Raw genomic sequence first — 25,288 nt, 5'->3', positions numbered from 1 at the left:
GTGGCATTCGGAGCGGCCGGGCTCCCGGTCGTGCCGACAGCAGCGCTGCCGCTCCCTCGCGAACTCGGCGGTGCACCAGATATTCGTGTGCGTCGCGCAGGCAAGGGGTGAACCCGCCGGATGCCGAAGCCATACCCGGCTCGTCGCACCCAGCGGGTCCCCGTCACAAGCTCGTCGCTACGGCCGGCTCGCCGGAGTGACCGCTTGCATGATCACCGCACCGATGGCCTCGACCGCCCGGGTGTCGTCGCGCGGAGGGGGTTATCCGTGGGCAGTACGCCGCCGTCTTACAAGGGGCACCGGTACCCGGTCGAGGTCATCGCACACTGGGTGTGGCGGTACTTCCGCTTCCCGCTCGGCTTCCGCGAGGTCGAGGAGCTGATGCTCGAGCGCGGCGTGCTCGTCCCCCACGAGACGGTCCGGCGCTGGTGCGCGAAGTTCGGGCAGGCATACTCCGACGGCCTGCGCCGGAGACGGCCCCGGCCCGGGGATAAATGGCACCTGGGCGAGGTCTTCATCAAAATCAACGAGGAACGGAAGTACCTGTGGCGGGCCGTCGACGCCGACGGCACCGTGCCCGGCATCCTGGTCCAGTCCCGCCGGGACACGGCCGCGGCCCGGCGCTTCTTCCGCAGGCTGCTGAAGAAGACCCGCACGGTGCCGAGGGTGATCGTCACCGACAGGCTCCGCTCCTACGGCGCGGCCCACCGCGAGGTCATGCCCTGCGTGGAACACCGCTCGCACAAGGGCCTCAACAACCGGGCAGAGAACAGCCACCAGCCCACACGGCAGCGCGAACGCGCCATGAAGGGCTTCCGCAGCACCGGCGGAGCCCAGCGGTTCCTGGCCGCGTTCAGCGACATCTCACCGCACTTCCGGCCCCACCGCCACCACATACCACGCCGAGACGACTATCCGCTTCGTGATCTGGGCTCAGATCACCGGCAGCGTCGGCCCGCCCGTGGGGGCCTGAGCCCAGACCCCCGGATCCCCACAACACCTGACATGGCGTCAAGTGATCACATCCTCGTCAACGTGACAACGCCTCCGCAGAGACTCCGCGGTGATCCCGAGATCCGCGGCCACCGCCGAGTACGTCCGCTTCCCGGCCGCGGCGCGGTAGAGCGCGACGGCGTCCTTCCTGAACTCCTCCGGATACGGAGACTTGCGTCCCACCTGGACATCCCTCCCTGGACCATCAAGATCCATTGTCAGGGTGTCCACTCCAAAGGATCATCCTCATTGCCGTCCTGGTCCCGCGCGCCACAGGTACTTCCGCTCGCCGTTGACGGTGATGAAGACCTCGTCGAGGTGCCACTTGTCGCCAGGGCGGGGGTGCCCGTGGCGCAGGGCGTTGGCGTAGTCCTGTCCGAACGTGGCGCATCAGCGGCGCACCGTCTTGTGGGAGACGATCACGCCACGCTGCTGCAGCAGCTCCCCGGCCTCGCGGTACGACAGCGGGAAGCGGTGCCCCTGGTACGACGGCGGCACGCTGTCCACGGGCGATCCCTCCCCGGCATGACCAACCAGAAGATCATCCCACCCGGTCAGCCGACGCGACAGTGTCGTGACCGGTGTCTTTCCGCTGGCACCGCGGGATCACGGAGCGGTGTTCCGTGAGGCTCAGAGCCAGGTCTCGGCGAGCAGCCGCAGTGAGCGGTCTCGTACGGCTGGGTCGTACGCGTAGGTGACGGTGATGAGTTCATCGGCGCCGGTGCGCTCCACGAATTCCTGCAGCTGAGCCTTCACCGTCTGCGGGGCACCCACGGCTTTGATCCGCAGCATGGATCGGTCTGGTCGGCCCTGCCCTGCGAGCGTCTCCGGGGCCACCGGCGGCTGCATCTTGCGGGACTGACCGCGCATGACGTCGCGGAACATCTGCTCGACCACCGTGAATTCGCGCTTCGCCTCCTCGTCGGTGCCGGCAACCATGACGTTGATGCCGGCCATCACGTAGGGCTTTTCGATCTGAGCGGTGAGCGCTTCGGCATTGAATGCCTCCCTGTATACCTGGATCGCCTGATCGATCTGGTCGGGCGCGAAATGCGAGGCAAGGGAAAACGGCAGACCCAGCTGGCCCGCGATGGAGGCGCCATTGACGGTGGATCCGAGAACCCAGATGGGCACCTCGGTCCCGGCGGAAACGGAAGACACAATCTTCACGCTGTGCGCGGTGCCCATCTTACTGAACCAACCCTGAAGGTCGTAGATGCTCTGGGCGAAGGCCTGGGGCTCAGCTGAGGAGCGGCTCAGTGCCTGGGCGGTCATCATGTCTGTTCCTGGAGCCCGTCCCAAGCCCAAGTCGATCCGATCCCCATGCATGTTGGCCAAGGTTCCGTACTGCTCGGCTACCATGAGCGGAGCGTGGTTAGGAAGCATCACCCCGCCGGAGCCCAGACGGATCCGCTCGGTGACCGAGGCGGCCCGGGAGATCAGCAGCGCGGTGGCGCTGGCAGCGAGATTCGGGGTGTTGTGGTGCTCGGCGAACCAGAGCCGACGATAGCCCAGTTGATCGGCGAGGCGGGCCGATCCCATCGAGGCGGCGATGGCTTCTTGGGCGGTGGACCCCTCGGAGATGGAGACCAGATCGAGAATGTTCAAAGGCACAGACACTGTGGGATTTTCCTTATGTTCGCAGCACCAAGTGCAGGGGTAACGACCACAGGCTGCAGCTCTATTCCAGTCGTCATGCCCCGACATGGTCCAAGCGGGCACTGTCATCCCTGAAGGAGCGGGGTGGACAAGAGGGTATCCTCGTCCTTTTTCTCCGATTTACGGGCGCTTGCAGGCAGCGCCGATCCCAGGGTACGGAGGCAAGGCGGAGCGCCCGCAGGCGGAGTCGAAGACGAATGGCCTTGAGGCCGCACCGACGTTGTCACGTTGGCTGACCGGCATGGGATGATCTTCGTGGAGGTCGTATCGGGGAGGGGACTGCTTGTGGCGTCCGTATCGCCGTCCGGGGGCACCGGTACCCCGTCGAGATCATCCCCCACTGCGTGTGGCTGTACCACCGGTTCCCGCTGTCGTTCCGGGAGGCCGGGGAACTGATGCTCGAGCGCGGCGTGGTCGTCTCCTACGAAACCGTCCGGCGGTGGTGCGCCAAGTTCGGGCAGGCCTACGCCAACGTGCTGCGCCGCCGGCGTCCTCGTCCGGGTGACAAGTGGCACCTGGACGAGGTCTTCATCAAGATCAACGGTGAGCTGAAGTACCTGTAGCGGGCCGTCGACGCCGACGGCACCGTCCTGGAAATCCCCGCGCAGAACCGGCGGGACAAGGCCACGGCCCGACGCTTCTTCCGCAAGCTCCTGAAGACGACGCGCACGGTGCCCCGGGTGATCGTCACCGACAAGCTGCGCTCCTACGGCGTCGCCCACCGCCAGGTCATGCCCTCGGTCGAGCACCGTGCTCACAAGAGCCTGAACAACCGGGCCGAGAACAACCGACCGGCCCACCCGGCAGCGCGAGCGCGCCATGAAAGGCTTCCGTGGCGTCGGCGGAGCCCAGCGGTTCCTGGCCGCGTTCAGCGGCCTCTCCCCCACTTCCGGCCCCGCCACCGGATGACCGCCCCCGGCTACCGAACCGAGATGACCGCGCTCGAGCATCAGTTCCTCCGCCTCCCGGAAGCCGAGCGGGAAGCGGAAGTACAGCCACACGCAGTGCACGATCACCTCGGCCGGACACCGGTGCCCCCTGTACGGCGGCGCACTGTCTACGGAGGACTCCTCCCGGCCTGATCAACTCGAAGATCACCCCGCCCAGTCACCCGACGTGACGGCGCCCACTCACGGGTTCCAGGCAAAAGTGGTGAAGGTGCGCTCAAAGCGTCGCGCGATCAGATCCTCACGCTGGATCACCCAGTGCAGGGTGGAGCCCTCGCGATGTCTGAGGCCGGGGGCGTACCAGTCGGCGAGCAGCACCCAGTCGGCGGGGTCGTCGGACACCGGCCCCTCCCAGTCACCCATCTCGACTGCGTACAGGGCTGTGCGTACGGCCACGTCGACGGGGTCGACGTCGACGTCCTCCTCGTCCCCGAATCCCCCGATCTGCATCTCGCCACTTTGGACGATGCCGTCCTTGGTCTCCTGCCACGCCTCGACGAGGTCATCGCACAGGGGGTGACCGGGGATGTCGGCCCTCAGCTGCCGGCCGACCGGGAAGACAGAGGTGTGGTGCGGGAGCGACACCTCGGCACGCGCGCGCAGCTCGCCTTCCGGATAGCCCTCGAAGAGCTTGCCGAATTCCCTGTCCCACTCCTCGTATTCGTGTACGTTCCAGGCATGCTTGTCCCGCTGTGAGACCTGTGTGCCCACGGGCACATGGACCACGGAGCCGACCGATTGGTGGTCCCTCTGGTCGTCGGCCAGGGCGAAGAACAGCAGGTGCCCCTCGGGCGGCAGGGGCAGATCCGTCGCGTCGGCCGGCAGAGCGGCAAGATCGATGGAGGCCACGAAGGGGTGCCCGGGATCCGGGATGCCGTCCGGAAGCAGCAGGGGGCCACCGAACCTGCCTACGACGGGCCCGAACTCGTCATCCGCCGTCGATGCCAGAGTCGCGCAGGGCCGCACCAGGGTGAGCCACCGCTCCACATCGTCAGCCGGTATCCCTTTCGCCTTCGCCCTCTCCCGGAAAGGGCGGAAGCGGTCTTCTGGTCCTGATGTCATGGGCGGACCGTACAAGAACGGTCCGACAACGAGCCGTCGTGTACGCATAACCACTTATAAGACCGTGTCCTACGTGGTGAGGCGGATGAGCCGCTTGTAGCAGCACAGGGCTGCGGCGAGACCGAGAAAGGACAGGTAATTACGGGGATCGCGCTCGTAGCGAGGGTTCAAGCGCCGGTAACCGGACAGCCAGGACATGGTGCGCTCGATCACCCGGCGGCGGCGCCCCAACCGTTCGTGAGAGTCATGCTTCCACAGTGCCGGGCCGGTTCGGGCCGGCACATCACCCAACACGCTCGTCAGCGATCAACCGATCGGTTGACGCCCCTTACACCCCCTACCGCACGACCCCTACGCCCCTGACATCGTCTCGGGATTCTCCGGTCCAGTCCCGCAGCCGGCGCCAGGCCGTCACCCCGGAGCAGCCCACGGCCTCCGCTGAGACGTCACGCCAGGCCACACCGGTCCGCAGCACGTACATCACACCGGCGAGTGCCACACGGTCCGGAACACGCAACCGCTCGGGATGGTGATGACGCCGTTCAGGAGCAGGCGGCAGCAGTGGAGCAACCCGCTCCCACAGGTCGTCAGGAACAAGATCGGCACGCACGCCTGACAAGGCATCAACCACAATCCAGGAAAGCGTGGATTCCATGTCGCGAAAAGGCACTGGGTAGTGGAGCGGAGTATCGACTCGATTATGATGCACCGCCGCCTCGCCCGCGACTACGAGACGCTCACGACCAGCTCCGAGGCGATGATCCATGGCGCCTCGATCGACAACCTCGCCAAGCGCATAACGGACGAGAGCACACCAACTCGGCAAGGAACCCATTAGGGCATACAGGGCAGTACGCCTGGATCAAATACCCTCTGACTGGGGTCTGCTGTCAATTTGTTTCGATGTCAGAGGATCGTCTCGCGGCCTGCGCCCTATACCGTCCCGGTGTGGTGCCGAACTCCCGTTGGAAGGCGTGTGAGAGCGCGTACGGGCTGCCGTAGCCGACTCGGTCGGCGATGGTGGCCAGGGTGTCCTGGGTGTCGCGGAGCAGGGTGGCAGCGCGGATCACGCGCCACCAGGTGAGGTACGCCATCGGAGGGCGGCCGACCAAGGTGGTGAACCGGCGCGCCAGGGTGGGACGGGAGACGCCCGCCTCCGCCGCCAGACGGTCATTGCTCCACGGCGCGGCCGGGTTCGAATGCAGCGCCCGCAGGGCGGCGGCCGCCACCGGGTCACCCAGTGCGCGGGGCCAGGTTCCGCCAGGAGCCTCGACCATCCAGGCGCGGATCATGTAGACGAGGAGGAGGTCGAGCAGGCTCGGGAGTGCCGCGCAGGAGCCGGGTCGGATCTCGTCCAGCTCACCGGCGAGCAGATCGACGGCGGCACGGAGTTCGAGGTGGCTGCCTACTCGGCCGGGAAGACTGACGACCTCGGGCAGCTCTGCCATGAGCGGGTGCATGCGGCTGCAGTCCAGCCAGTACTTGCCGCAGAGCACCTCTGTCTCGTAGCTGCCGGGCCGGGTCCGCGGCTTCGTCTCCACAAGCCATTGCTCGAACGGCACCGCCTCCTTCTTCGCGACCGCCGCGTCAACCGGGAAATCGGCGATCACATGGCCTGTGCCATGGGGCAGCAGCACCGCGTCACCCGCACTGAGAGGCAGGGGGGCGCTGCCGTCGGTCAGTAGCTGGCAGTGGCCCTTGAGGACGACGTAGAAGCCCGCGCCGTCGTACGGGTCCAGTCGCGCGGACCAGCTCCCACTTGTCCGCAGCCGGTGGAACCAAGGGTGCCCGAGGCGCACGGCAGAGATCGCATCACTCACCACATCCATCCGTCCAAGATATGCGCCGTATGAAGGATGAGACGTATTCGTATTTCTTTGAGCCGAATGCATATCAGGGCGATCATTCGATCTCCCTTAAGGTCGATCACGTGATGAACGAGAACGAGAGCGTGCAGAACATGGTGCTGGGGGACGTCGAGGTCATCCGGATTGTCGAGTGGCACGAACCGTTCCTGCCCACCTCCGGCATGTTCCCGGGAGCTGCCGCCGATGTATGGAAGGACAACGAGGACTGGCTGGCACCGGACCACTGGGAGCCGGACAGCGACTTGGCGGTGCTTGCTTTGCAGAGCTGGGTGCTGCGCAGCGCGGGCCGGACCGTCCTGGTCGACACCGGAGCGGGGAACGGTCGCGAGCGACCGGGCATGGGACCGTTCCACCACTCCCGGAGTGATTTCCTCGGCCTCCTGGCGAGGGCCGGCGTCCGCCCGCAGGATGTCGACGTCGTCGTCAACACCCACCTCCACGTCGACCACGTCGGCTGGAACACCGTCGACGTGGGCGGGCAGTGGATACCGGCGTTCCCCAACGCCCAGTACCTCATTCCGGCCGCCGACGACTTCCACTACGGTCCGGACAACGCGTACGGGAAGGGCGCGCAGCAGGCCGACCGCCTGATCTACGAAGACAGCATCGCGCCCATCCACCAGGCCGGACAGGCCGTGCTGTGGGACGGCCTCCACCGCATCGACGAACACCTCACCCTGGAATCCGCACCCGGTCACACTCCCGGCTCATCGGTGCTGCGACTCGCATCCGGCAGCGACCGGGCAGTCTTCGTCGGGGATCTGCTGCACAGTCCGGTGCAAATCCTGTACCCCTGCTGCAACAGCAGCGCCTGCCTGGCACCGGAACAAGCGGTGGTCAGCCGCCGTCGGATTCTCGGGCGGGCGGCCGACGAACGGGAGTTGCTCGTTCCCGCGCACTTCGGTGGCGCAGGGGCCCTGGAAATACGACGGGACAGTGACGGGTTCACCCTCGGCCCGTGGGCAACGACCAGCCGAAAGAAGAGCGCGTCCGCCTTCGAGTGAGCCGTGACCTCACCCGCTCACCGCCCCGCCGTCCTCCGAAGCCCCCGGCGTCTCGGCGGACGGCGCGACCATCGCACTGAGCTTGGTCCGTTGTGGCATGAACGGCACCAGGCCAGGCTTGCGTCCAGGTAGCGGAAGCGGGTGATCGGTGCCGGCGTGAAGCACCGGCTGGTCTTCGTCGACCGGCTCTTGGCCACCCTGGTGTACCTCCGACACGGGGTCACACATGACGTGCCGGCCTGCTGGTTCGGGGTGGATCGCTCCACCATCACCCGCGCCGTCGGTGAGGTGCGACCCCTGCTGGTCGAGCGCGGCTGCACCGTCAGTCCCGGAGTGCGGTTGCGGACCTCGGCCGAGGTCGTCGACCACCTCGGCGCCAGCGGAAAGCCCGGCATCATCGACGGCACCGAGGTTCGGGTCCGCCGACCGGCCGCTGGACACAAGGACCGGGACAGGTTCATCTCCGGCATGAACAAGCAGAACGCGGTCAAGACCATGGTCGTCACGGATGGCGACGGCCGCGTGTTCTTCTGCAGCCCGACCAAGCCTGGCAGCTGCGCGGACATCACCCACGCCCGCCGGCTGGGGCTGGTCGAGCTCCTGGCCGACGGCCCCGCGGTGGAGATCCTCGCCGACGCCGGTTACCAGGGCCTGGGCGCGCAGACCGGCGGCCGGGCGATCACACCGCCGCACCGCAAGCTCAAGAAGAACGCTCCCGACTGATACGAGAAGATGCACGAGCGGCAGCGCAGGGCGCACTCCTCGAGGCGGATCCGGGTCGAGCACGGCATCGCCCCCTTGAAGAACTGGCGGACCCTGACCCGCTACCTCGGCCGCCGCGAACACATGAGCCACACCGTCCAGGCCATCGCCGGCCTGCTGTCCCACCAGCAGACAGCGGTCCTGGCCTCGGCACGACAGGCATGAACACGGAGCCATGTCGAAGTCTTCGGCGCCTCACCGCCTACCGTGCACGAGTTCGCTGGGAGGCCGTCGACCCGCTCAGGCGCGTGCCCAGCCGTCGCCGGTGAGCGCGGCTGCGCACGGCCCCGATGGAGGGGAAAACACGGGGTATCCGGGAGGCGACGACGTTGTCCCGACTCCCCTTCGAGAAGGTCTGCACTGTGCTCTCGTTCAAGCGCTTACTCGACCGCAGTTTGACCGCGCAGGCGGCTCTGGTCTTCCTGCTGGGACTGGGCGTCACGGCCCTGATCCGCAGGGACGAGCACCCGGCTGTCTGGGTGTTCCAGAGCGCTCTCTACACCGGGGTCGCCGTCGCGGTCCTGGCCGTCCAGCGCCGCCGGGCCGCCCGAGCCGCGGGCACCGACGCGGGCGGGCTCGCCGATCTGAACCGGAAGATCCGGCACCATGAGATGCCGCAGGATCCCGAGGAGCAGACGGCCATGCGACGGCTGGTCGCCGAGCAGCTCGGCCAGATGGAGCGGGCGGGCAAGTGGCTGCCGTACTGGCTCGGCGCCATGGGCCTCTTCGCGGTCGGCATGGTCGTCCTGGGGGCCGTCAGCGGTTCTCTGGTCTTCCCTCTTCTCCTCGCGGTCGGCATGGTCGCGCTGTGCTTCTGGGTCCTGCGGGTGCGCCGCCACTCCCTGGACCACCTCCGCTGGATGCGCCAGGCCCTGCGACAGGAATGAGCAGCCGGGGAGGGCGGGGACGGTGGGCAAGTCCCCAAAAGAAACGAACTTCCACGGTGGCCAACCGCCGGGCCGGCGCCTGACCGGGGCGCCGACCCGGCGGGCGTTCCGCTTCACTGCAGCCCCTCGTGCGAGCGGTGCTCGACGAAAGGGCACGACCTCGCGGTGGGCCGCACCGTAGGAGCGGAGCTTGTCCGTGACGATCACCCGCGGCACCTCGCCCGTCTTCGTCAGCAGCGTGCGGAAGAAGCACTTGGCCGCAGCCGTGTCCCGGCGGCTCTGCACCAGGATGTCCAGCAGCATCCCGCCCTGGTCGACAGCCCGCCACAGGTGTTTCTGCTCACCGTTGATCTGGATGAAGACCTCGTCCAGATGCCACTTGTCGCCGGGCCGGGGCTGTCGGCGGCGCAGCCCGTTGGCATACTGCTGACCGAACTTCAGGCACCAGCGCTGGACGGTCTCGTACGAGACGATCACGCCGCGCTCCAGCGTCAGCTCCTCGACCTCACGGAAACTGAGCGGGAAGCGGAAGTACAGTCACACGCAGTGCGAGATCACCTCGACCGGGTACCGATGCCCCCTGCACGACGGCGCCCTGTCCATGGGCGGTCCCCCCTTCATCATGACCACCCGAAGATCATCCCACCCGGTCGGCCAACGTGACAGCACCCGCCCTGTTCCTGGCCGAGCGCGGGATCGAGGTCATCGGCGTCGATCCCGCCGGGGCGTCCCTCGAGGTGGCCCGGGCCAAGCCGGGCGGCGACCGGGTGCGCCGGGTCCACTGCGACGTGACGGCGCTCCCGCCACCGCGGGTCGATCCGGCGACCATGACGGCGAACGTCGCCCGGGCCATCATCGACCCGGAGGCGTGGCGGGACACCCTGCGCGGGGCCCACACGGTCCTGCGGTCCGGAGGCCGGCCGGTGTCCGAGACCCGGGACCCGGCCCGGCGGGCGTGGGAGGAGTGGAACCGGGAGGAGTCGCACCGCGTGACGGACGTCCCGGGCGTCGGCGCGGTCGAGAGCCGGGGCGGGGCGACCGAGGTGGGCGGGCCGCTGGTGGCCTTCCGGTGGACGTACGTCCTCGGCGCGGACGGGCAGGTGCTGACGTCGGACTCGACGCTGCGCTTCCGTGAACGGCGGGAGGTCGAGGCGGACCTGGACGGTTCGGGCCTCACGGTGGAGGGGGTGCGCGACGCCCCCGGCCGCCCGGGCCGGGAGCTCGTCTTCGTCACGCGGCGCCCGCGCACCGGCGGGGAACGCTCCGGGGGCCCGACCGCGGCCGGTGTCACCCCGCGAAGGTGCGGACGAGGAGCAGGACGTTGAGCACACTGATCACGGTGCTCACCACGACGGCGGCCACCGTGGTGGCACAGCGGTTGACCAGGTCCCCCATGATCCGCCTGCGGGCCGTGAAGACCAGCAGGGGAACGAGCGCGAAGGGAACGCCGAAGGACAGCACGACCTGACTGAGGACGAGCGCCTGCGTCGGTTCGACCCCCAGGGAGAGGACGACCAGGGGCGGTGCCATGGTCGCCAGGCGACGTACCGTCAGCGGGATGCGGCGTCCGAGGAAACCGCGCAGGATGACCTGTCCCGCGAAGGTGCCGACGCCCGAGGAGGCCAGTCCGGACGCGAGCAGCGCGAGCGCGAACGCGAACGCGGCGCCGGGACCCAGGACACTGCCGAGGCCGGTATGGAAGGCCTCGAGCGTGTCCTGCGTGCCGGTCCCGTGCAGGGCCGCGGCGGCGATGGTGAGCATGCTGGCGTTCACCAGTCCCGCGATGCCGAGCGCGATGAACAGCGCGGAGCGGTGGGCGCGCAGCTGGCGGCGCTTGCGTTCCCAGGAGGACCGGGCGGGGCTGCGCGCCAGCGAGGAGTGGAGATAGATGACGTGCGGCATGACGGTGGCGCCGATCATGCCGGTGGCCAGCAGGATGCTCTGGGTGTCGGCGAAGCGGGGGCGCATGCCGGACAGGGCACCGCTCCACGCGCCGGCGGCCACCGCCTGGTAGACGAAGCCGGCAAGGATGACCAGGAGCAGGGCGGCAGTCACGATCTCGAAGCGGCGCCGCCCCTCGGGAGCGAGGGTCAGCAGCAGCAGCGAGGTGGCCGCGACGATGAAGGCGGCGGGCAGCAGGGGGATGCCGAACAGGATGTGCAGGGCGACGGCACCGCCGACGAACTCGGCCAGGTCCGTCGCCATCGCGACGAGTTCCGCCTGCAGCCAGAGCGTCCGGTTCAGCGGGCGGGGCGTGTGCGCCCGGCACAGCTGGGGGAGGTCCCTGCCCGTGGCGACGCCCGCCTTGCAGGCGAGGTACTGGACGAACACGGCCATGACGTTGGCGGCGGCGATCACCCACAGCAGCATGGGCCCGTAGCGGGTACCGGCCGTCATGTTGGTGGCGAAGTTGCCGGGGTCCACGTAGGCGACCGACACGACGAACGCCGGGCCGAGCATCGCCAGGGTCATCCGCAGTCGGGAACCGGCCGTGGTCCCCGCCGCGGACCGGCCCCTGTCGGCGGGCTCCGCCAGGGGCTCGGCGGTACGGGTCGGCGGAGCGAGCGGGGTGTCCGGCACCCGTCGGGTGGAGAGCGGATCAAGCATGCCGCCTCCCCGGCCCGGGCCCGCCGCGCGACGGGCCCGGGCGGCACACCGCCCGCGCCGTCAGCAGTCCCGCGAGGGCAGTGATCAGGAGGACCGCGGCCAGGAACCGGTGCATCGGGCCGCCGCACACGAGTCCGACGACGGCGGACAGCGCGTACAGGCCGCTCAGCACGAGGCGGGTCACCAGGGGACGCGGTGGTGCGGAGACGACGGAGTGACGCATCATGGTGATCCTCTCGAAGGACGGCCGAAGCGGGCCCGCCGGCGGACGGGCCCGCCCCGCGCTCTCATTCGTCCGGCGCCATCGCGTCCTTGATCTTGCCCTTCAGGCCGGTTTCGGTGCCGAGCACCGGCCCCTTGGGCTCACCCCGGCTGCCGTCGTAGGTGGCGTACAGCTTCGGGTCGGGCGGCGGAGGCACGGAGAGGTCCCCGAGGGGTTCGGGGGACTGCAGCACGCTGAACTCGTGGTCGCCGTCCGGGGTCGGGCCGCTGGCCCACAGACCGAGTTCGGTCTCGGCCCCGTCGGACAGGTGCCATATCGTCTGGGCGTGTTCGCGGTACTCCACGTCCTCGAACCCACCCGGGACGACCACGTTCTCCAGGCCGTCCTCGCGCAGCTGCTCGATCGCCGCGAGCCACTGGTTCTGGTGCACGGTGTCACGGGCGAGGTTGAACTTGAGCATGTCCTTCACGCCCGGGTCGTCGGTCATGTTGTACAGCCGGGCGGTCTGCAGACGGCTCTGCGCCTCTGCGGCGACGTTGGCGTAGAAGTCGGCGAGGAGGTTGCCGCTGGCGACCGCGTAGCGGCCGTTCCAGGGGTATCCGTTGCTGTCCGCGGGCAGTGCCGCGCCACCGGCGATGATGGCCTGCTGCGGGTCCATGCCTCCCAGGACCGCGCCGACGGCCGGGTCGGAGGTCGCCATCTTGGTGGTCGCGGTCGCGGGGGCCCCTTCCAGCAGGCGCGCGATCATCGTGGCGAGCATCTCCACGTGACCGATCTCCTCCGTGGCGGTGTCCATGATCAGGTCTTTGTACTTGCCTTGGATGCGAGTGTTCCACCCCTGGAAGAGGTACTGCATCATCACGGACATTTCGCCGTAGGCGCCGCCCACGAGTTCCTGCAGCTTGTGCGCGTACGCGGGGTCCGGCTTCTCCGGCCGGGCCTCGAACTGAAGCTTCTGAGTGTGTCGGAACATGGTGTTCCCCTGATGGCAGGTGCGGTTTCGGCGGAGGCGGGGACAAGCCCGGTGCCGGCGCTCGTCCGCCCGTGCCACGACGTTAGGCCGTCTCCGTCACCGTCATGTGTCCGTGCGCCTACCAGCGATCGCCCCACCGCGTCGCACGGCCGTACCGGCGGCCGCCGGTCCTCGCCCGGCGGCCGGCCCGCGCGGCGAGAACCGCGGGACGACGTCGCGGTAAGTCACCGGTGACGCCATCCCTACGCGCGGGGCCGGGAATCACTCGGCGGGGCACCCGGCGACGGGGGGTCGGCGACCGGGGCATGCATGAAACTCCCCATGCAAGGCAACTCGGACATTCTTGTTCGTCTCCTGGAAACCATGTGGAGAACTCGGCATGCCCCTCCCCCCTGCCGACCGCAATCATCCGCCCCGGCCCTGGGCGGACGTGTCCCTGCTCGGCCACTTCGCGCTCCGTCTCCCCCACGGACACGTCTACCTGGCGCCCACCACGCAGAAGGTGCTGGTGCTGCTGGCGATCCACGCACAGGGCCTGGCCCGCAGCAGCGCGGCCGCACTGCTCTGGCCGCACCTGCCCGACCGGCGCTCCGCCGCCAGCCTGCGCTCCGCCCTGTGGCGCCTGTCCCGTGCCGGCGGGACCTGCCAGGTCGTCGTCAGCGACAGCGAACACCTCCGGCTGGACCGGAACGTCCGGGTCGATCTGCACACCGCCCACGACATCGTGCGCGACCTCACCACCGACCGGTGCGCCGTCCAGCCGCCGGCGGTGCCGGGCCACCTGCGCCAGGACCTCCTGCCCGACTGGAGCGAGAGCTGGCTGTTCGTGGCGCGCGAACACTTCCGTCAGACGCGGCTGCACGCCCTGGAGGCCTGCAGCAAACGACTGCGCGCGTCCGGGCACATGGACGCGGCCATGGAGTTCGCCATGGCCGCACTGGAGGCGGACCCCCTGCGCGAGAGCGCCCACCGCTGCGTGAGCGAGATCCACCTCGCCGAGGGGAACATCGCCGACGCCCTGCGGTTCTACGGCACCTACCGCCGGCAACTGCGCGACGAACTGGGCCTGGTGCCCACCAGCGGCTACCGCAACCTCCTCGCGCCGTTCCTGCGCCGACCGCTGGACACCGCTCGGGGGCCCGGTCGCGGCGCGTGAACGCCACGGCCCATCGCCGTCCCCGCCTTCCCGCGCTCCCGCGGGCGATGCGGCGGGGGCCCGTCGCGGACGTCCGGCCGGACCGGCGTTCCGCCCGGTCGCGGCGCGGGACGCCCGTCGAACAGGCGCCCGGGGGGTGTCGCACCGGCGCGGTGCGTCGGTGCGGGCGGCCGGCACGGTCGTGCATGCCCCCGTCACCCGGGGGTCGGTAGCGGCTGGCTCGGCGGGCGGCGGTGGTGTGGCTGCCCTGGAAGCGTCCCGCGGCCCGCCGCAACGGCCGGCCGTCCTCCACGACACACCGGGCCGGACGCAGCCTGCCGGTCCGCGTCAGCGGAGCATTACGGTGGAACACGAGGGCCTCCTGCGGTCGGGCGTAGATGTCGCAGTCCGCACCGGACCCGGAAGACCCTCGCCCGTTCAAGCACGCAGTACGCGCGTCATCAACACCCCGGGACAGCACACCTAGTGGCGATTCGTCACCTTGAGTGATCTTTCCTGGTGACGGGCATTCTGTCGGATGTGAAGCTCGGGGAGGTGGAACGGCTCCGGGGTGAGTTATCGGAGTTCGTTGCCGATGTGTCCGGCTCACTGCCACGGCGGGACCAGCGGTGATGGGGCGAATGTTGTCTGCGGGGCCTGATGCTGGAGGGGCGGCGCAAGTCGATCCAGCCGATGGCCGAGCGGCTGCCGGACGGGAACATGCAGGCCCTGCAGCAGTTCGTGAACCAGTCACCGTGGGAGTGGACGCCGGTGCGCCGGCGGTTCGCCGGGCGGCTGTGCGAGGCGACCCAGCCGGAGGTGCGGGTCATCGACGACGTGTCGTTTCCCCAGTGCGGCATCGCGTCGGCCGGGGTGGCCCGCCAGTACTGCGGGGCGCTGGGCAAGCGGGCGGACTGCCAGGTCGCGGTCAGCGTGCACGCGGCCACCGATGCCGCGTCCTGCCCATGGGAGTGGGAACTGTTCCTGTCCCAGGAGTGGGCGGTGGACGACAAGCGGCGCCGGGCGGCCCGGGCAGTGAGCCCTACTGCTCGGCGGAGGACCGCTCCAGCTCGCGCAGTGCGTCCACGACGCGAACGGTGATCTCCTCGGGATCGCCCGACACGTCCACCGTGACCCCCGCCTCGTCCGGCTCCAGCGGCTGGAGCGAGGCGAGCTGGGAGGCGAGCAGTGCCGTGGGCATGAAGTGCCCCTGCCGACGGGCCAGCCGCTCCTCGATGAGCGCGCGGTCACCCGTGAGGTGCACGAACACGATGCCGGGAGCCGTGGCCCGCACCCGGTCGCGGTAGGCCCTCCTCAGCGCCGAGCCGCTGATCACCCCGCCGAGCCCCGTCCGCTTGCGCGCCCAGGCGCCGATCGCGTCCAGCCAGGGCCTTCGGTCCTCGTCGGTGAGCGCCACTCCGGCCGACATCCTGGCGATGTTGGCCTGCGGATGAAAGTCGTCGCCCTCGGCGTACGGGACCCGGAGCCTGGCCGCCAGCAGGACACCGATGGTGGTCTTGCCGGTGCCTGTGACCTCCATGACCACCACGACCTGCGGGCTCCGCATGGTTCCCTCGCTGCCTTGACCGACATCGGACGCCGGTACCGCGGACGGACGTGTCACATCTCGATCCTCTCAGGGATGCGGACCCTCAGCAGGTCCGAAGCGGTCAGTCGTCCCGGATCCAACGGCCCGACCCGGACGGCACTGACAAGGCCGGGGCCCCGCACCCCCCGTTCGCCTCGGACGAGGGATACCGGCGCCCGGCCCAACGCCGAGCGTGCCGAGCCGACCCGCGCCGAGCTCGCCTCCACCGCAGCCATCAGCCGGCTCAGGACTCTGATCGTCTCCGCACCGGACGACCTCCACGCCGGACTGCGACGCCTCAGCCGACCGCAACAGGTCCCACGCTGCACCGGCCTCCGCGACCGCCCCGCGCTCTCCGCCAAGCACCGCATGACCATCCGCGCCCGCGGTCTACCGGCGCCCGCCGTACCGGCGAGGGCAAGAACCCCGAGACGCGCGACGGTGCCTCAAGCGCACCATCTGCCGCCAGCCCTTCGAGATCATCGAACAAAGGAGTCAACCGGACGCAGAAGAGCTTCCTCAAGCGGCTTGACATGACATAGCAGCCTCGGAGATGCCTGGCCGCGGTGGCGAGGGGCGTCCTTCACCGCCGGGGGCGCCGGTGCGGCCCGGGCGGTGGCGGACTCGCTGCCGGGCGGCCCTGCCCGGCGAGCGGGCTGAGGGGCAGGAGGAGCAGGCTCACCCCGGCGTTCGAGAGCCGGTTCACGGTGGACCCCGCACCGGCCCTCTCGGCCCCCTCGTCCCGCGGGGCAGATCGGAGGACTCAGCGACTGATCCCCGACGTCCTGACCGCGCGCATCTTCACCCCAAGGTCCCGGGGAGCCGGCTCTCCGCGTCCAGCTGACTGAGGTCCTGACCCCTTGCACGCACCGCTCGACGGTCCCGACCCACGACAACGACCGGAGACTGGCCGGTCCGGTGATCTCCACGCCGTCACAGGCACCAGGGGCGTGGAACCGGTGCGCGGAGGAGAATGAGCGGGGGTTCACTTCCTCAAGGAAGGCTGACCATGGGGACCGCTCGATCCGAGGCCGGACGTACCGTCACCACCAGTATTCCCGCACGCCTGGACCAGCTGCCCTGGTCGCGCTGGCACTGGTCGATCATCATCGGTCTGGGGACTGTGTGGATCCTCGACGGCATGGAGGTGACGATCGTCGGCAACGTCGCCGGCCGGCTCTCCGAGCCCGGTAGCGGTCTGCCCATCACCTCCGGTGAGGTCACCGGCATCGCCGCCGCCCTCTACGTGGCCGGCGCCTGCTCGGGCGCCCTGTTCTGGGGCCGGCTGACCGACATCTATGGCCGCAAGAAGCTCTTCCTGATCACCCTCGCGGTCTATCTCGGCGCCACCGCCCTGACCGCGCTCGCCTTTGAGACCTGGTGGTTCTTCCTCTTCCGGTTCCTCACCGGCTTCGGCATCGGGGGCGAGTACGCGGCCATCAACTCCGCGATCGACGAGCTGATCCCGGCGTACTACCGCGGGCGCGTCAACCTGGTGATCAACGGCAGCTACTGGCTGGGCGCGGTCGGTGGCTCCCTGCTGTCGATCGTCGCGCTGGACACGTCGATCTTCCCAGCGAACGTCGGCTGGCGGCTGACCTTCGCCCTGGGCGCCGTCCTCGCCCTGGTGATCCTCCTGGTCCGCCGTCACGTCCCCGAAAGCCCGCGCTGGCTGCTGATCCACGGCCGGGAAGAGGAGGCCGAACGGATCGTGAACGGCGTCGAGCAGCAGGTCATGGCCGAGACGGACAAGCCGCTGCCCCGTGCCGAGGGCCAGATGACCATCCACCAGCGCAGGCGCACCACCTTCACCGAGATCGCCCGGACGGTCTTCGCCCAGTACCGCCGGCGCTCGACCCTCAGCTTCGCCCTCTTCGTCGGCCAAGCGTTCCTCTACAACGCCATCACCTTCGGCTACGGCGCGATCCTCATCCAGTTCTTCGACGTCCCGTCCGGCCACACCGGCTACTACTTCGCCGTCATCGCGGCCGGCAACTTCCTGGGCCCGCTGCTGCTCGGCAAACTGTTCGACACGGTCGGCCGCCGCATCATGATCTCCGGGACGTACCTGCTCTCCGGCGTGCTGCTGTTCGGTACGGCCTGGCTGTTCGACCAGGGCTCGCTGAACGCGAGCACGATGACGGCCTGCTGGTGCGTGGTGCTGTTCTTCGCCTCGACCGGCGCCTCCAGCGCCTACCTCACGGTCTCCGAAATCTTCCCGATGGAGACCCGGGCCATGGCCATCGCCTTCTTCTACGCCATCGGCACCGCCACCGGCGGCATCAGCGGCCCCCTGATCTTCGCCGATCTCACGAACACGGGCGTGGTCGGCGACACGGTCCTCGCCTTCCAGATCGGCGCCGGCCTGATGTGCGCGGCCGGCATCGTGGCCGCCTTCCTCGCGGTGAACGCGGAACGCCGCTCCCTGGAGGACATCGCCACCCCGCTCTCCGTCACGAAGTCGGAGGGGGAGGCCTCGGGAGCATGACAGGGTCAGAACCGGGACCGGCCCGGAAGGTAGGAGCCTGGGTCGAGTGGGATCCGCCGCACTCGATGCCTGCTACTTGCCCAGGTGTGGCATCCCGTCCGCGCACTCTTCCCCGGAGAGAACACCCTTGACCAGGATCTGGGTCCGGTATGACGATCGGCAAACCGCGTTATGCCTTGCATCGACGACCGGCTCACCTTCCCCGAAACCGCCTGCGTCGCACCGTCCGCCGCGGCACCGAGCGGGCGGCCACGGCCATCTCGATCGCGTCGGTGGCCAGCGCGGTGTGCATGTGGCCGGCGATCGGCCGGCCCACGACCTTCCTCGAGCAGAGGTCGATCACCGTGGCGAGGGAGAGCCAGCACGGGCCGACAACTATGGAGGTGATGGCGCCGCACTACCCGGTGTTCGAGGCGTCCGCGGTGAAGCCGCGCATCACCGGGTCCGGCGCGGTCCTGTCCGCCATCGTCGTCCGCTTCTTCGTCCGCAGGTGCCGACCGACGATGTGGTTGATCCACACATCAACCGGGTGACGCGCTTGCGGTTGGTTGGCCCTGCGCCATCCCGCCCACAGCTTGGCATGGACGCGCGGGACACCGTGGACGCCATGGCGCTCGGTGTGAAGGGCGCGGATCTCGCTCGCGGTCCGCTTCTCCTCGGCCCGGCGCTCGACGCGGGCCTGCTTGGTGGCCAAGCACCGGTAGTGGCCGGCCCGGGACTCCCCGAGCACCTGGCAGATCCGTTGACGCCGAAGTCGGTGCGGCTGTCGGAGATGTGGGCCCAGCGGCGAGGGCTCACTTCACCTCCCAGGGGAAGCTCCACGCGCATGCACTGGACATGCCGAGGCTGGCCGATCTCGTTCCGAACTGGCTGCCTGTCCCGGAACTCCGGGTGAGAATCACGGACTCACGGCCCTCCCACCAGGGATCGGACGACTGCACCGGCTGATGACCCTGGACCTGGGCCACAACGCGCTCACGTCGATTCCCGACGCGCTGGGCAGGCTGACGGAGCTCAGCGACTGCCTCCACTTGCACGATGATCAGCTGTCACGAATCCCGGACGCCGTGGGAAATCCGACCGGACTGTGCTACCTCAACATCAGCGAGAACATCCTCACGGCCCTCCCCGAAGCCATGGGGAGAATGACCAGCCTCATCGAGTTCAGGGCACAGCACAACCAGTTGACCACGTTGCCCGATTCGATCGGCCGGCGGCGCAACCTGCGTGAGCTCTGGCTCCGAGGTAACACGATCGAGGGTTTGCCGCCGTCGACCGCTGAACTGCACGAACTTCGTCACCTGGATCTGCGTGAGAACTCCGTGGCGGAACTGCCGCCGTCACTGGCCGGCCTGCCGCGGCTGCGTCAGATCGACCTGCAGAGCAACCACCTCAGCTGGTTGCCGGGCCGGCTCACCCTGCTTCCATCGCTGGAGAAGCTGGATTTGCGATGGAACGACATCGATCCCTCCCTGCCGCTGCTGACCGAACTCGAGCCACCGAAATGCGTCATATTGGCATGGGCAAGACGACACACGATCTGTCACAGCAGTGCTGTCATTCCTCGTGAACATCCACGAGCAAACCGGTGCGCGGGCATGCCGATGCGGCGGCCCGGGGATCGGGCCGCCGTACCGGTGCCCGCGCGCGTCAGTTGCGGTTGATGACGAATTGTGAACCGGGTTCGATGCAGACGTCGCTTTCCGCCGAGTCGGTGATGTGCACGTCCGTCAGCGTCACGCTGCCCCGTGCCCCGCTCATCGCGAGGATGCCGCAGCCGTTGACCGACTTGTCGATGCGGACGTTGGTGATCTTCACGTCCGGTATCGCGCCGCCGCCGGTCTTGAACTGAATGCCGTCGTAGGTGGAGTCATGGATGTCGGTGTCACGGATGGTGACGCCGGGGATGCTCGGTCCCTGCGCGAAAAGCGTGATGGCGCCGAACTCCTGGTCCTCGTTCCAGAACGCTCCGCCGGTGCGGTACAGACCGTTGCCCGCGATCAGGGTCTGCCCGGAGAAGGGCAGCGGGTCGTGGTCGGTGGCCAGCATGATCCCCGGGTAGTTCATCGTGTCGGAGACCAGGTTGTTCTCAATGGTGTTGCCGTAACCGCCGTAGACGGCGATGCCGTTGGCGCGCCAGGGCAGTTGGACGGTGTTGTTGCGGAAGTGGTTGTCGTGGCCGATGTCGACCGAGGTGTCCTTCACATACTTGCTGGCCCACACCGCGAGGGCGTCGTCGCCGGTGTTACGGAAGGAGGAGTTGTAGACGGTGGAGTTGTGGGTGCCGTTGGCGAAGTTGACTCCGTCGGCGTAGGTGTTGCGGATGCGGACGCCGGTGAACTCGACGCCGTCCCCGGGACCCCACAGCTCGGGGATGTTGGAGTAGTCGCGACCGACCCAGGCACCTACGTTGGCGTGCTCGATCCACACGTTGGTGATCTTCGTGCCCTTGCCGAAACGGCCGTTGAGCGCGACCCCGCCCTCGGCTCCGCCGTCGCCGCCCCGGATGGTGCCGGAGCCGAAGACGGCGATGTCCGAGATCTTGGTGTTGTGGTCGATGTCGAAGCCGAAGTTCCCCTCGTGCGGGTGGTTGATGCCGCCCGCCTGGTGCGGCGGGGTCAGCGAGTACAGCTGGGAGTGCCACATGCCGGCGCCGCGCACGGTGACGTCACGGATGCCGACCTGGTTGTGCTGGCCCCGGTTCTGGGGGTCGTCGGTGAGGATCTTCTTCTCCTGCCGCCACTGGCCGGGCGGGATCCACACACAGTCGATCTCGCCCTTCTGGTCGGCTGTGACCGCCCGCTGGAGGGCGTCCGCGTCATCGATGCCGTCGTTGGGCACGGCCCCGTACTCGGTGATCGACGTGCAGGAAGCGGGCTTGGGGGCCGCCGGGGCGACCTGCTCCAGGTCGATCAGGTCGACGATGTAGAAGGCCGCCGAGTCGCTCGCGTCGCGCTGAAGACGGAACTTCGTGCCCGCCGGGTAGGTCTCGGTCAGCAGCGCGTGGGACTCGTCGAACAACCGGCGCGCGTCACCGCCGGGAGTGTTGGTCAGACCCTCCGGGTCGTCGGTGCTGCCATAGAGCCAGCTGTGCTTGGACGAGAGCGTCAGCTTCCGGACGAACTTTCCGTCCGCGTAGAGGCTGAGCGTGGCCTCGCGTCCGCCGCCCGCGGCGGAGTCCGGGATCGAGTTGCGCACGACCACGGAGTTCGCGGCGTGGGTGGAGGTGAACTCCACATGGTCTCCGGTGTCGTCGAGCCGCACCGACTTGCGCCCCGAGGATTCGGTGGCGAAGTTGGTGTGCCCGAAAGTACGCTGCTTGTCCGCGTTGAGGAGGGTACCGTCGTAGCGGGCGTCTTCGGCCTCGTATTCGGTGTACGGCACAGCGGCGCCGCGTCCGACGACGAGGGAGCGGGCGAAGACGTTGTTGTTCTCGTCGGTCTCGTCGACCTTCGCGGTGGCGTCAGCGGTCGCGGTGAGGGTGGCACCACCGTTCGTGGCCTTCCAGGTGCCTTCGATGGCGACGGTGGCCGTGTCACCGGCGGCGATGGTTCCCGTTGTGCCCTGAAGGGTGGTCCCGCCGACGGTGAGGCGGGTGATGGTGCCGGCGGGGACGGCGGTGGTACCGCGGTTGTTGACCGTCACGGTGAACGAAACGGAGGAACCGACCGCAGGTGAGGCCGGGTTGCTGATGATGCCGGTGACCCGCAGGTCCGGGCCCGGGCTCTGGGAGACGGTCAGCTTCTTGTCCGCGGTCCGGCTGTTGTTGCTGTTGTCCAGCTCGGCGACGGTGTCCATCGGGTCGACGGCGGCGGAAACGGTGTAGGAGCCGGTCGGGCGCCTGCCGACGGGGAGGGAGACGGTGGCGGACGATCCGGCCGACAGGGAGGCGACCGGAGCAGAGCCTGCGACGGCACCCTCGACACTGACGTTCACCGTCGTCGCGGGGGCGGTGGCGGTTCCGGCGTTGCGCACGGTGGCGTCGACCGTCACCTCGTCCCTTTCGGACGGGGAAGCTGGAGACCATGTCAGGTCGGTGACGACGAAGTCCGGATGCGGCGCCGCCTTGCCGATCACTTGAAGTTCAGCGACCTGGGCACCGGGAGCGCCGGTGTTGGAGTGGAAGGCCAGTCTGGCGTCCGCGACACGGCCCTTCACCGGGATGACAACGGAGTTCTGACCCGACGACGGGCTGAAGGAGTAGTCGGCCCGGGCCTTCAGCGTGGTGAAAGCGGAAGCCCCCTGAGCGCGCCCGAGGACCTCCAGGGACTGCTTGCGTGCTGCCCATACCTGATCCGGGTTCAGCTTGACGACCACGGCTTCGACGTCCGCGTCGGCACCGAGCTTCACGGTCAGGTCCGACGGGAATCCCGCTGACTCCCAGTAGGTGTTGAGATTGTCGTCGTTGGCATTCGTCGCCACATAGCTCTGCGTCGTGGACGTTGCCTCGATCGGCTTGTTCCGCGCCAGGTTGGTGCCCTCGAGGGGCGGGTCTACGGGATCTTCACCGCCTTCTCCGTAGATCTCCAGTTCGGACAGCTGTGCGGCGTTCCAGCCCGAGTTGGAGGCTACCTGCACCCGGACGAATCGAACGGTGGCAGAAGGCAGGTCGATGTTCACGGTGTTCGCCTCGGAGGGGGCGAACACGCGGGCCTGCGCGCCGACGAGGGTGTTGAAGGAGCTGCCGTCGGAACTGCCGAGGAGGGACAGGGACTGGGAGCGCCCTTCCCAACCGGTGGGCAGTTTCAGCGCTACGCGGTCCAGGGGGACTTGCGAGCCCAGATCGACCTGCACCCACTGCGGGAAGGAGCCTGCCGGGCCCTCCCAGTACGAAGCCTGGCTTCCGTCGGTGACGTTCGTCGCCGGGTAGTTGCCGTGGACTCCGCCGGCCGTTGCCGGTCTGCCAAGTGCGAGGTTGGGATCGTCGTCCGCAGCATGTGCGGGGGCGGGAAGCAGTCCGATGGTGGCCAGGCCCGCTGCCAGCAGACCGACCCCCCATCGCCTGCTGATGTGTGTACCTCTCATGGTGGCCTTTCCGCGATGTGGGCGCTGCACGTGACCCGCCTTTGGCCTCTCCTTCGGCCGGGGCCGGCAGTCCTGAGGGGCCCGGTGAGGAAGGCAGCGGAATCACACGCCGGGAGCCCAACATGACTCCGACAAGGAACAACGGCATCAAGCCAATTTCTTAAGCAACGCTGTGACTTGCTTGCATCGCTGAGGTGAGAGGTTTCTACTGCATGAAGCATCTGTCAATGGTTCAGTCGAGAACTTGACAGACGACATCGCCCGGAAACCCCGACGGCACCGGTATCNNGATACCGGTGCCGTCGGGGTGGGGAGCAGGAGTGGGAGGTCAGCCGGCGGGTGTGATCAGGTGCGAGCGCTCAGCGCGCCGAGGGCGGCGCCGTGGAGCCGCGGACGACGAGTTCGGGCTCGAACAACAGCTCACCGAGAGGGGAATGGGAGCCCTCGATCTGAGCGCGCAGGAGGTCGACCGCCGCGCGACCCATCGCTTCGATGGGCTGGCGCACGGTCGACAGGGGCGGCTCCGTGCAGGTCATGAAGGCCGAGTCGTCGAAGCCCACGACCGACACGTCCGCCGGAACGGAGAGTCCGCGCCGGCGGGCAGCCCTGATGGCACCGAGAGCAAGAGGATCGCTGCCGCAGACGATGCCGGTGACGCCCTGCTCCAGGAGCCGCGCGGTCGCGGCCTGACCGCCTTCCAGCGAAAAAATGGACCGCTGCACGAACTCGTCCGGCAAGCTCATTCCGGCAGACCGGGCCGTGGTCCGGGCGGCCTCGAGCTTGCGGCGAGAGGGGATGTGGTCGGCAGGACCGATGACCAGGCCGATGCGTTCGTGTCCGAGCGACGCCAGGTGGCGCCACGCCTGCTCGATGGCGACCGCGTCGTCACACGCGACACACGGAAAGTCGAGGCCCTCGATCGGAGCATTGACGAGGACGACCGGCACCTTGCGCTCCGCCAGCAGGCGGTAGTGCTCGTGGGGGGCGTCGGCCTGGGCGAAGAGGCCACCGGCGAAGATCACCCCGGAGACCTGCTGCTGGAGCAGCAGGTCCACGTAATCCGCCTCGGCCACGCCTCCCTTGGTCTGCGTGCACAGCACGGGCGTGAGCCCCTGCTGCGCGAGCGCGCCCCCGATGACCTCGGCGAAAGCAGGGAAGATCGGGTTCTGCAGTTCCGGCAGGACCAGGCCGACCAGCCGGGCGCGCTCTCCCCGCAGCTGCGTCGGACGCTCGTATCCGAGCACGTCCAGGGCGGTGAGAACGGACTGTCGCGTCGCGTCGGAGACACCGGGCTTGCCATTGAGGACACGGCTCACCGTGGCCTCGCTGACCCCCACCTTCTTCGCCACCTGGGCCAGTCGTCGCGTCATGCATGCAAGAGTAACGCAAAATCCGCAAGCTGTTGCAGCTTCTCTCTCTGTTCCTGTCTTCTTTCCGGTCACTGGTCGAACCGGACCTGGCCCAGACGCATCGTTCTCCGTACGCAAGCGGGCGCAAGCCACTCGGCCAACCACTTCAGGGGCACCGGTTCACACCGCTCGTAGTCGCTTGTCCGGGACGAGGAGCGTCCTGAGCGTGCGCATCGCGAGGGACATCGGGGCTCGCTCCTGTCTCGGGTGGGGAAGGCCGTGCGGGAGGGGGAGGCACGTGTGTGGGTCGGGAGGCCGCTCGGACATGCGTCGCCTTGTCCGCGTCGCCTGGCGCGGACAAGGGTGAGAGGCAGCGGGCGAATCAGGCACGCAGCCACACGGTCGTGTCCTTCGGCAGCGTTCCGTCGGCGTGCAGCGGGCCGCTGGCGAGGAGCAGCCGCTCGTGCGGCGGTAGGGTGGCAGGTGTTTCGGAGAGGTTGACGACACAGACCAAGTCATGGTCCCGGCGGAAGGCGAGGACATCCTCCCCGGTGGCCAGCCATGTCATGGGACCGTCGCCGAAGCCAGGCTCGGTACGGCGCAGGCGCAGGGCCTGACGGTAGAGAGTGAGCATCGAACCCGGGTCACCGCTTTGCCGGTCGACCGCATAGAAGGCCCAGTCCGCGGGTTGTGGCAGCCAGGGCTCGTTCCGCGTCCC

At 68.6% G+C, this 25,288-nt stretch carries 18 protein-coding genes and 12 pseudogenes; 12 read left to right on the top strand and 18 right to left on the bottom strand.

What is annotated here, in order from left to right:
• Positions 1-267: 267 nt before the first annotated feature.
• Positions 268-882 (top strand): annotated as a pseudogene (locus AOK18_RS30145) (IS6 family transposase); the annotation flags it as partial.
• A gap of 165 nt (positions 883-1,047) precedes the next feature.
• Here the strand turns inward: AOK18_RS30145 and AOK18_RS31635 are convergent.
• The 3 genes and pseudogenes from AOK18_RS31635 to AOK18_RS00450 all read right to left on the bottom strand — a co-directional run.
• Positions 1,048-1,176, bottom strand: a pseudogene (locus AOK18_RS31635) (transposase); the annotation flags it as partial.
• Positions 1,177-1,226: 50 nt separating this feature from the next.
• A pseudogene (locus AOK18_RS33795) lies at positions 1,227-1,500 on the bottom strand (DDE-type integrase/transposase/recombinase); the annotation flags it as partial.
• A gap of 123 nt (positions 1,501-1,623) precedes the next feature.
• Positions 1,624-2,607, bottom strand: a complete 984-nt coding sequence (locus tag AOK18_RS00450) for an LLM class flavin-dependent oxidoreductase (RefSeq protein ID WP_240502995.1) — start codon at positions 2,605-2,607, stop codon at positions 1,624-1,626.
• Between the two features lie 341 nt (positions 2,608-2,948).
• Between AOK18_RS00450 and AOK18_RS00445 the strand changes: the two are divergent.
• Positions 2,949-3,578, top strand: a pseudogene (locus tag AOK18_RS00445) (IS6 family transposase); the annotation flags it as partial.
• A 9-nt stretch (positions 3,579-3,587) separates the two neighbouring features.
• Here the strand turns inward: AOK18_RS00445 and AOK18_RS33790 are convergent.
• From AOK18_RS33790 to AOK18_RS30125, 4 genes and pseudogenes are all read right to left on the bottom strand, one after another.
• A pseudogene (locus AOK18_RS33790) lies at positions 3,588-3,704 on the bottom strand (IS6 family transposase); the annotation flags it as partial.
• A gap of 78 nt (positions 3,705-3,782) precedes the next feature.
• Positions 3,783-4,661, bottom strand: coding sequence for a DUF1963 domain-containing protein (locus AOK18_RS00440; RefSeq protein WP_157864986.1), 879 nt, complete (start codon positions 4,659-4,661; stop codon positions 3,783-3,785).
• A 69-nt stretch (positions 4,662-4,730) separates the two neighbouring features.
• A pseudogene (locus AOK18_RS30130) lies at positions 4,731-4,907 on the bottom strand (IS5/IS1182 family transposase); the annotation flags it as partial.
• A 136-nt stretch (positions 4,908-5,043) separates the two neighbouring features.
• Positions 5,044-5,316 (bottom strand): annotated as a pseudogene (locus AOK18_RS30125) (transposase); the annotation flags it as partial.
• Between AOK18_RS30125 and AOK18_RS30120 the strand changes: the two are divergent.
• Positions 5,284-5,499: pseudogene (locus AOK18_RS30120) on the top strand (IS5/IS1182 family transposase); the annotation flags it as partial. The pseudogenes AOK18_RS30125 and AOK18_RS30120 overlap by 33 nt on opposite strands.
• A 52-nt stretch (positions 5,500-5,551) precedes the next feature.
• Here the strand turns inward: AOK18_RS30120 and AOK18_RS00430 are convergent.
• The gene (locus tag AOK18_RS00430; RefSeq protein ID WP_055692927.1) at positions 5,552-6,490 is read right to left on the bottom strand and encodes an AraC family transcriptional regulator; all 939 of its coding nucleotides are present in this window, start codon (positions 6,488-6,490) and stop codon (positions 5,552-5,554) included.
• 104 nt (positions 6,491-6,594) lie between these two features.
• On the opposite strand from AOK18_RS00430, the gene AOK18_RS00425 reads away from it, so the two are divergent.
• The 4 genes from AOK18_RS00425 to AOK18_RS00415 all read left to right on the top strand — a co-directional run bounded on the left by AOK18_RS00425 (position 6,595) and on the right by AOK18_RS00415 (position 9,182).
• Positions 6,595-7,533 (top strand): MBL fold metallo-hydrolase, encoded by a 939-nt coding sequence (locus AOK18_RS00425; protein WP_206281480.1) that lies wholly within the window; start codon positions 6,595-6,597, stop codon positions 7,531-7,533.
• A 141-nt stretch (positions 7,534-7,674) separates the two neighbouring features.
• Entirely contained in the window at positions 7,675-8,256 is a 582-nt protein-coding gene (locus AOK18_RS00420) for a transposase (RefSeq protein WP_240502993.1), read from the top strand.
• A gap of 9 nt (positions 8,257-8,265) precedes the next feature.
• Positions 8,266-8,460: a transposase family protein gene (locus AOK18_RS33785; protein ID WP_240502991.1), complete on the top strand. Its 195-nt coding sequence runs from the start codon at positions 8,266-8,268 to the stop codon at positions 8,458-8,460.
• Between the two features lie 164 nt (positions 8,461-8,624).
• A complete protein-coding gene (locus AOK18_RS00415; protein WP_420865550.1) occupies positions 8,625-9,182 on the top strand; it encodes a hypothetical protein in 558 nt (185 codons plus the stop codon).
• 119 nt (positions 9,183-9,301) lie between these two features.
• Here AOK18_RS00415 and AOK18_RS30115 read toward each other — a convergent pair.
• Positions 9,302-9,785, bottom strand: a pseudogene (locus AOK18_RS30115) (IS6 family transposase); the annotation flags it as partial.
• Between the two features lie 56 nt (positions 9,786-9,841).
• Here AOK18_RS30115 and AOK18_RS00410 point away from each other — a divergent pair.
• Positions 9,842-10,507 carry a class I SAM-dependent methyltransferase gene (locus tag AOK18_RS00410; RefSeq protein WP_107100314.1) on the top strand — a complete coding sequence of 222 codons (666 nt, stop codon included), beginning with the start codon at positions 9,842-9,844 and terminating at the stop codon, positions 10,505-10,507.
• On the opposite strand, the gene AOK18_RS00405 is transcribed toward AOK18_RS00410, so the two are convergent.
• The 3 genes from AOK18_RS00405 to AOK18_RS00395 all read right to left on the bottom strand — a co-directional run bounded on the left by AOK18_RS00405 (position 10,470) and on the right by AOK18_RS00395 (position 12,985).
• Entirely contained in the window at positions 10,470-11,789 is a 1,320-nt protein-coding gene (locus tag AOK18_RS00405; protein ID WP_055692924.1) for an Nramp family divalent metal transporter, read from the bottom strand. The two genes, AOK18_RS00410 and AOK18_RS00405, sit on opposite strands and share 38 nt — an antisense overlap.
• A complete protein-coding gene (locus AOK18_RS00400) occupies positions 11,782-12,015 on the bottom strand; it encodes a hypothetical protein (RefSeq protein WP_240502989.1) in 234 nt (77 codons plus the stop codon). The genes AOK18_RS00405 and AOK18_RS00400 overlap by 8 nt, the downstream gene beginning before the upstream one ends.
• A 61-nt stretch (positions 12,016-12,076) precedes the next feature.
• A complete protein-coding gene (locus tag AOK18_RS00395; protein ID WP_055572444.1) occupies positions 12,077-12,985 on the bottom strand; it encodes a manganese catalase in 909 nt (302 codons plus the stop codon).
• A gap of 379 nt (positions 12,986-13,364) precedes the next feature.
• Here AOK18_RS00395 and AOK18_RS00390 point away from each other — a divergent pair, with 379 nt between their 5' ends.
• The gene (locus AOK18_RS00390; protein WP_055692923.1) at positions 13,365-14,141 is read left to right on the top strand and encodes an AfsR/SARP family transcriptional regulator; all 777 of its coding nucleotides are present in this window, start codon (positions 13,365-13,367) and stop codon (positions 14,139-14,141) included.
• Positions 14,142-14,216: 75 nt separating this feature from the next.
• On the opposite strand, the pseudogene AOK18_RS30110 reads toward AOK18_RS00390, so the two are convergent.
• A pseudogene (locus AOK18_RS30110) lies at positions 14,217-14,493 on the bottom strand (leucine zipper domain-containing protein); the annotation flags it as partial.
• 167 nt (positions 14,494-14,660) lie between these two features.
• On the opposite strand from AOK18_RS30110, the pseudogene AOK18_RS30105 reads away from it, so the two are divergent.
• Positions 14,661-15,143 (top strand): annotated as a pseudogene (locus tag AOK18_RS30105) (IS701 family transposase); the annotation flags it as partial.
• Positions 15,144-15,162: 19 nt separating this feature from the next.
• On the opposite strand, the gene AOK18_RS00385 reads toward AOK18_RS30105, so the two are convergent.
• Positions 15,163-15,687: a gluconokinase gene (locus AOK18_RS00385; RefSeq protein WP_055692922.1), complete on the bottom strand. Its 525-nt coding sequence runs from the start codon at positions 15,685-15,687 to the stop codon at positions 15,163-15,165.
• 1,030 nt (positions 15,688-16,717) lie between these two features.
• Here AOK18_RS00385 and AOK18_RS00380 point away from each other — a divergent pair.
• Complete coding sequence (locus tag AOK18_RS00380; protein WP_055692921.1) at positions 16,718-18,196, top strand: MFS transporter; 1,479 nt, start codon at positions 16,718-16,720, stop codon at positions 18,194-18,196.
• Positions 18,197-18,437: 241 nt separating this feature from the next.
• Here AOK18_RS00380 and AOK18_RS35280 read toward each other — a convergent pair.
• Positions 18,438-19,003 (bottom strand): annotated as a pseudogene (locus AOK18_RS35280) (IS3 family transposase); the annotation flags it as partial.
• A gap of 140 nt (positions 19,004-19,143) precedes the next feature.
• On the opposite strand from AOK18_RS35280, the gene AOK18_RS00370 reads away from it, so the two are divergent.
• Positions 19,144-19,860: a leucine-rich repeat domain-containing protein gene (locus tag AOK18_RS00370; protein ID WP_079104770.1), complete on the top strand. Its 717-nt coding sequence runs from the start codon at positions 19,144-19,146 to the stop codon at positions 19,858-19,860.
• Here AOK18_RS00370 and AOK18_RS00365 read toward each other — a convergent pair.
• The 3 genes from AOK18_RS00365 to AOK18_RS00355 form a co-directional block, all read right to left on the bottom strand.
• Complete coding sequence (locus tag AOK18_RS00365) at positions 19,847-23,221, bottom strand: CARDB domain-containing protein (protein WP_055692919.1); 3,375 nt, start codon at positions 23,219-23,221, stop codon at positions 19,847-19,849. The genes AOK18_RS00370 and AOK18_RS00365 overlap by 14 nt on opposite strands.
• A gap of 359 nt (positions 23,222-23,580) precedes the next feature.
• Positions 23,581-24,591 carry a LacI family DNA-binding transcriptional regulator gene (locus tag AOK18_RS00360; RefSeq protein ID WP_055572438.1) on the bottom strand — a complete coding sequence of 337 codons (1,011 nt, stop codon included), beginning with the start codon at positions 24,589-24,591 and terminating at the stop codon, positions 23,581-23,583.
• A gap of 361 nt (positions 24,592-24,952) precedes the next feature.
• On the bottom strand, positions 24,953-25,288 hold a 336-nt coding region (locus AOK18_RS00355; RefSeq protein WP_157864983.1), incomplete at its 5' end, for a DUF3459 domain-containing protein.

Origin of the sequence: Streptomyces prasinopilosus (genome assembly GCF_001419695.1) — a bacterium.
In the GTDB taxonomy this organism is placed as follows: Bacteria; Actinomycetota; Actinomycetes; order Streptomycetales; family Streptomycetaceae; genus Streptomyces; species Streptomyces prasinopilosus.
This window is presented reverse-complemented; position numbering and strand designations above follow the sequence as displayed.